The 6,985-nt window shown below is 45.5% G+C and carries 6 protein-coding genes; 1 reads left to right on the forward strand and 5 read right to left on the reverse strand.

From position 1 onward, the window contains the following. Positions 1 to 65: 65 nt before the first annotated feature. The 5 genes from C7R92_RS08045 to trpB form a co-directional block, all read right to left on the reverse strand. Complete coding sequence (locus C7R92_RS08045) at positions 66 to 941, reverse strand: radical SAM/SPASM domain-containing protein (RefSeq protein ID WP_069847138.1); 876 nt, start codon at positions 939 to 941, stop codon at positions 66 to 68. 101 nt (positions 942 to 1,042) lie between these two features. Then, positions 1,043 to 1,621 (reverse strand): GNAT family N-acetyltransferase, encoded by a 579-nt coding sequence (locus tag C7R92_RS08050; protein ID WP_106833852.1) that lies wholly within the window; start codon positions 1,619 to 1,621, stop codon positions 1,043 to 1,045. A 205-nt stretch (positions 1,622 to 1,826) separates the two neighbouring features. Then, positions 1,827 to 3,041, reverse strand: coding sequence for a NupC/NupG family nucleoside CNT transporter (locus C7R92_RS08055; RefSeq protein ID WP_069847143.1), 1,215 nt, complete (start codon positions 3,039 to 3,041; stop codon positions 1,827 to 1,829). A gap of 57 nt (positions 3,042 to 3,098) precedes the next feature. Further along, positions 3,099 to 4,037 carry a nucleoside hydrolase gene (locus C7R92_RS08060; protein ID WP_106833840.1) on the reverse strand — a complete coding sequence of 313 codons (939 nt, stop codon included), beginning with the start codon at positions 4,035 to 4,037 and terminating at the stop codon, positions 3,099 to 3,101. 192 nt (positions 4,038 to 4,229) lie between these two features. After that, on the reverse strand, positions 4,230 to 5,396 hold the full coding sequence (trpB, locus tag C7R92_RS08065; protein WP_106833841.1) for a tryptophan synthase subunit beta: 1,167 nt from the start codon (positions 5,394 to 5,396) through the stop codon (positions 4,230 to 4,232). A 214-nt stretch (positions 5,397 to 5,610) separates the two neighbouring features. Between trpB and C7R92_RS08070 the strand changes: the two genes are divergently transcribed. After that, on the forward strand, positions 5,611 to 6,936 hold the full coding sequence (locus C7R92_RS08070) for an esterase-like activity of phytase family protein (RefSeq protein ID WP_244195687.1): 1,326 nt from the start codon (positions 5,611 to 5,613) through the stop codon (positions 6,934 to 6,936). Positions 6,937 to 6,985 lie beyond the last annotated feature (49 nt).

Genomic DNA, 6,985 nt, shown 5'->3' on the forward strand with positions numbered 1-6,985 from the left:
GATAGTAGTGTCCTTCTAATAATGAGGAAACGTCCGAATCATTTGACTCGGACGTTTTGCTTTTGCTACGCTCCAAACCTCTGGCGGTACCCGCATCTTCTGCATAATTCCTCGACAGCTTCTCTGCGAGAAAATCCTTCTACCAGATGATTGGCCCGCTCGCCATCCACAATATCAGTGAAAGAGGTCTGATTGATATTCCCTAGATTAATAACCCCTTCCCCATCGAGACAGCAAGGCACAACCGTTCCATTTTCCAGAATCGCCGCCTGCGTGCGCAGACCATGGCAAAAACCTTTTCCATCATCCTCAGGCGCTGTCAGACTCGGCCACTGGAATTCGTAATCTTGATTCAAATAAACGCGGTCATCGATTTTTACCCCGCTGCCCGGCATTACTTTTTCTTCAATTCGATAGTCCAGCCCAAATTCTTTTTCAATCATTTCAAGCGTCTGGCGGTTTCTACTCTTTTGAATGTTCGTGGCGTTATCCTGCGTCAAGTTCCACAGACGGAAAGAAAAAATCACTTGATGCTCCTGAGCTTCCCGAACAAAGGAAAGAATCTCGCGCAAATACCCTTCGCGGTCGGTTGAGCCGATATGTCCGTCAAAGCTGTGAAGCGAGAAGTTCATTTGCCGGAGCGCAGGCTTGCCCAGCAATTTATGCCGATTTTTCGCGATCAGCGTACCATTTGTGGTGATATTGACCTTGAAGCCTTTCTCATGACTGATATCGAGCAGCTCATCAATTTTGGGATGGAGAAGCGGTTCCCCTTTGACGTGCAAATAAATGTAATCGGTGTGCGGTTTGATCTCATCCAGCCTTTTCGCAAAGTCTTCTACTTTAATAAAACTTTTACTGCGCTCTGTTGGCGGACAAAAGGTACAGGCGAGATTGCAAACGCTGGTGATTTCTATATAGACTTTCTTAAATGTTTTCAAGATGTTTTCCCCATTCCAGATGCCTATGATTGATCATACCCATCATAGTAACATAGGAGGGCTTTTACGGGTAACGGTGTATTCTGGTGAAGGGGCAACATTCACCCCTTTCCTTTTTCATAGTCCTCTTTTAGCATTCCGTAAATCTCTACATCCACGATTCCTTTTCCCGACCATAGCGTTGCTTGTCTGAGTGTTCCTTCTTTCATAAAGCCATTCTTCATCAATACTTTCTTGGAGTTCTCATTCGGAGGCATCACTTCCGCCTGTATTCGGTTGACGTTGACATCCATGAACAAAAAGTGAAGCAATATGTTTACCGCTTCCGTCGCAATCCCTTTTCCCCAATGCGCTTCGGACAAGAAGTAGCCAATCGTCACCATGTTTACCTTTTGATGAAAGTCGAAAGCTTCCATAATGCCAAGCAAGTGATCGGGGTTATCATTGGCGAATATCCCCCATTTGATCCTCGTTTTTTTCAAATAGTCTCTCTCAAAATGCCCGATCATGCTTTTCACTGTCGCTTTATTATGCTTGGGGATAATGCCGCAATAGGCAAATACATGATCATTGCTGTAGATTTCAAATACTTCGTCCAAATGCTGCTCTTCGATTTTCTTCAAGGTGAGACGATCTGATTTTAAAATGGGAAACTGGTTAAAAAGCACGTCAACGTTCATGATTTCAGCTCCATCTTTTGAGATTACCTCACTTCTTAATTTTTCCAACATGACTCTTTTTCCTCCTTATCCACCCCATAGAAAAAAGGTATGGAAGCTTGCCTCCATACCTGCATCAAAAAGCGAGTAGTACTAACTTCAAGTAGTACCAAAAAAATGAGGGCATGGATTACTCCAGCCCTCGTACTTCTTTCTACTGATTCATCTAAATGAGCATCCCCGCAATCGCTGCGCTCAACAGATTCGCCAAGGTTGCCGCAACTACTGCACGCAAGCCCATCTCCGCAAGGTCTGATCTTCTTGACGGAGCAAAGCCGCCCAAGCCGCCAATGACCATAGCCAGCGCAGCCAGATTGGCAAAGCCGCAAAGGGCGAAGCTGATGATCACAACGCTTTTTTGCGACAAATTCGCGATCTCAGGTGCAAAAGCCGTGTACGCGACAAATTCGTTGAGGACAATCTTTTGCCCGATGAAAGAACCAGCTTTTAGCGCTTCCTCCCATGGAACCCCGATCATAAAGGCAATCGGCGCGAACAGGTAGCCTAAAATATGCTCGAGCGTCAACGCTTCTACTCCCACTAACCCGCCAAGCCAACCAATAATCGAGTTCAGCAAGAAAATCAACGAAATAAATGCGAGCAACAACGCACCGACACCAGCAGCTACTTTTAGCCCGTCCGAAGCTCCACGAGCTGCCGCGTCAATAACGTTTCTGGACTCCGTATCTTTCATTACTTCCACATGTTCCACTCTGTGTGGCTGTTCTGTCTCCGGCATCATCATTTTCGCAAGCAACAGACCACCCGGCGCTCCCATGAATGCTGCGGCTAGCAAATATTCAATCGGAACACCAAGCATCGCATACCCACCGATAACCGAACCCGAAACGCACGCCAGTCCGCCTGTCATGACAGCAAACAGCTCGGACTTGGTCATTTTCTCAATATAAGGCCTTACGACAAGTGGCGCCTCAATAGGACCCAAGAAAATATTTGCAGAGGCTGACATGGATTCGGTCTCGCTCGTTTTGAGCACCCGAGACAAAAATCCACCGATGATTTTCGTCGCCCACTGCATGATTCCGAGATAATACAGGACCGAAATCAAGGAAGAGAAGAAGATAATGATCGGCAACACTTGCAGGGCAAACGTAAAGCCTGCGTTCTGTGCACCCAGTATCCCGCCAAACAAGAACTGAATTCCGGCATTCGTCGAATCAATCATGCTTTGAACAATCGACGCCAAGTACTCCAGAAGCTTTTTCCCAAAATCCCATTTCAGTACGATCAAAGCAAAAATAAACTGAATCGCAAACGCACCAATGACCGTTCTCGGATTGATCGCTCTCCGATTTTTCGAAAACGCAAAGGCTATTAAAAAAATTCCCAGGATGCCGAGAACTCCCCAAATGTATTGCATGAACGTATCCTTTCCTTATCGCCAGCTATGTCGATATCTAAGATGACTTGCTTTGTTCTAGTTCGCTTTTTTCGCTAATTCTGTTATGTAATCAAAAAATGCATCACGATCTACGTCATAAACCACATGTACAGGGCGTCCACCAGCCGTTTCAACCGTGCGGCCTTGGCTAGCTCCTTCTGTAATCACGATACTATTAACCATTTGTACCTTTACAAGATCACTATTGCCAACAAATGCTGTGGTTAATACATCCCACAGGTAGTAAGTCGAGTTGGTCGAGAAATGTACAAGCGGCGGTACCATTGCATAGCATTGACCCAAGAAATCCACACCGATATACTTGCGTGCTTTTGCCCAGCGCTCACGAACATCCAGTGTCAGTGGGACTTGGTTCGTGCTCTCCAGTGCGACCAATTCAATCTCCATTCCGCTTTCCCATACGCGAGCCGCCGCTTCCGGGTCCCAGAATACGTTCCACTCTGCGGTTCCATCGTGCTCAGGCTCATGCACGTTTCCTTCTTCACGGAATGTTCCGCCCATCCACACCAGACGCTCTACTTTTTCTTCGATGGTCGGATCGATATCCAATGCACGCGCAAGGTCAGTCAAAGGCCCAGTAAACAACAAGGTCGTTTTTCCTTCCGTAGCACGCAGCGTTTCAATAATGTGCAGATGCGCAGGCTTGTCCGCTACTGGCGTAATCACTTCTCCTGATTCATTGAGCAAGGGCAGTGCGTCTACATAAAAGGCATGCATGCGCCAGTCCTTTGGAAAAGGATTTTTCCCGCGGGAATTGGACTCTGCTACATCCAGACCGCCTTTACCGAAACGATCAATGATTTTCCGGCTGGCAAACATCGCTGGTTCCAAGTAGCAATCCGCTGGAATGACAGATACCCCTGTCAGATTCACATTGTCCATTTGGAGCAGCAAAAATAAAGAAATTAAATCATCAACGCCGCCATCATGGTTAAAGTAAATGTTTTTCTTCATCATTATTATCTCCAATCTCATACATGAACTTGTAAGAAGTACAATGAAACCACTATTATTTGGAACCCTTCAAAAAATAATACTAAAGTTTCACTAAAAAATATATAACCATTATGAACAACACAACTGAAGAACGAAAAAGAGACTATCCTCCAGTAAAAAATCTACTTTCGCGATAGCCTCTATGTCACTTTATTTGTTTAACAGATGGAAAACTTGCTCTACGTCTTTGTCACCTCGTCCTGAAAGGTTAACAATCAGGATCTGCTCTGGTGAAAGAGTGGGGGCCAACTGCAAGGCATAGGCAATAGCATGTGCGCTTTCCAAGGCGGGAATGATCCCTTCTGTTCTCGATAGCTCTTGAAATGCCGCCAACACTTCTTCATTCGTCACCGTGTAATATTCCGCTCGTCCACTGACTTTTAGCTGGCTGTGCTCTGGGCCAATACCAGGGTAATCCAACCCGGCCGCAATCGAATACGTTTTTTGAGGCTCTCCGTTTTCATCCAGCAATACGAGGCATTTAAAACCGTGAATGACGGCTGGAACCCCTTTGGTCAAGGTAGGTGCCTGATCAGGCTCAACACCAATCAGACGTACGGATGGTTCCTCAATATAATGGGCAAAAGCCCCAATCGCATTGCTGCCACCGCCAACAGCAGCGATGACCGCATCAGGTAACCGACCTTCTTTTTCTAAGATTTGTCGCTTGGATTCTTCACTGATAATCGCTTGAAAATACTTTACCATCGTGGGGAACGGATGCGGACCAACCGCAGATCCCAATAGATAGAACGTGTTCTGATAGTTTTCAACCAAATCATTCAGCGCTTCATCAACCGCATCCTTCAATCTTCCTTGCCCTTTGGACACCGCTACCACTTTTGCCCCTAAAAGCTCCATCCGAAACACATTTAAGGCTTGTCTTTTCGTATCCTCCGCTCCCATATAGATCACGCAATCCATGCCAAACATCGCGCAAACAGTCGCGGTAGCAACTCCATGCTGTCCTGCACCTGTCTCGGCAATAATACGCTGTGCACCCATTCGTTTTGCCAGAAGGATTTGACCGATGACATTATTGATCTTGTGGGCACCCGTATGGTTTAAATCTTCCCGCTTTAGATAAATTTTGGCACCGCCGAGTTTTGCAGTTAAATGGCGAGCAAACGTCAACGGATTTTCCCGACCGATATATTCTTTCAGATAATACTTGTACTCTTCGATAAATTCCTCGTCATCTTTATACCTTTCAAATTGTTCAGCCAAATAGTCCAATACTTCCTGTAATTGTGGAGGTACAAAGCTTCCTCCGAACTCACCGAAATATCCCTTCTTTGTCTGTTCTGTCAATGACATGCTCATCTCTCCTCAGCTATAACTAGTCCTCAATCCTTCCTTGCATTTTATAAGATCAAAAGAGCGTGTGTCAATTTAGTTTTATGATTATTCAGAATTTATTGGTTCGTTGGCATTTTTTACAAAACCATCATTTTAGCTTCATATTTTCCCAATATAGATCGGGTAGTCTAACAAAAGTGATTCATTACGTCGTTTTTTCATTCGGAGGGATATGATGAAGATTCTTTTTCAACAGAAAAGCTTGCTGGTCGCAACAATTGCGACTCTTTCCTTGATCGGCACACAAGGAGCAGGTGCAACTCAAAATGTAACGGGAGCACCAGTAGTAGCAGAAATACATGAATGGAAAAATCCTCCTGCGCTCACTGAAGGTATTAAGGAAGGCGGCTTCTCTGGTCTGGTGCATCTTCCTAACGATCCTCCTTCTATTTTTTATACACTGGCTGACCGTGGACCAAATGGGCAATACGGCAAGGACGAGCTGCGTACGTTCCCTGACCAAAACTACACACCACGCATGTACAAAATAAAAGTAGAAAACGGGAACATTCACGTTTTGGAAACCATCAAGCTGCGTTTGCCACAGGGCAAGATCAACCCTTTTACGAAGACTACTTATATTAGTGGATTGCCGAACCTCGCTGGCCCTGATGAAGTTCCTTACGATGTAACGGGAACTAAAAAGCTTAGTTACGATCCAGACGGTTTGGATTTGGAAGGCATCGCTTACAACCCGATCGACGATACTTTTTGGTTATCCGACGAATATCGCCCATCCATCATTCAAGTAAAGCGTGACGGCACAATCCTGGGCCGCTATGTACCAAAGGGCGCCAAAGAAGCCTTGCTTGCAGCAGGCGCACAGATGGAGATATTTGATACGCTGCCAGCCGTCTATTCCAAGCGCATTGCAAACCGTGGCTTCGAAGGTGTCACCATCTCGCCAGACGGCAAGTTCTTGTATACTTCGATCCAAAGTCCGATGGCACTCCCTGATAAAAAGACAGGCGAAGCTTCCCGTAATTTGCGCATTTTAAAGATGGATCTCGCCACCAAAAAAGTAGTAGGCGAGTACATGTACATCGCAGAAAACGCGAAAGACTTCGTGAAAGTGAAACAAAAAGACGTCGTCATCAGCGACTTGGCTGCACTCAGTCAGGATGTTTTACTCATTGACGAGCGAGACAAAAATGCCGGTGCAAACGCACAGCTTAAGCGTATTTACAAGGCTGATTTTTCAAAAGCAACCAATTTACTCGGTACGTCAACAAGTGAGCAGGACTTCGAAAAGCTCACCGTTGCCCAAGTGAAAGAGAAAGGAATTGTGCCGGTTTCCAAGGAATTGCTGGTGGATGTAGCCAAGCTGAACTACCCGCATGAAAAGCTGGAAGGCTTGGCGATTGTGGATAAAAACACGATTGCCATTGTGAATGATAATGATTTCGGTGTGGATGGCTATGACGAGAAGGGCAAAATTAAAATTAATAGCAATCCGACACAGATGTATGTGATTAAAGTAGGTAAGGATTTGAAATAAAATGTAGAGAAAAGCCTCGTGGGTGATACTGGTCAAGACCCCATTTAGT

The organism is Brevibacillus porteri, from assembly GCF_003013475.1.
GTDB lineage: Bacteria > Bacillota > Bacilli > Brevibacillales > Brevibacillaceae > Brevibacillus > Brevibacillus porteri.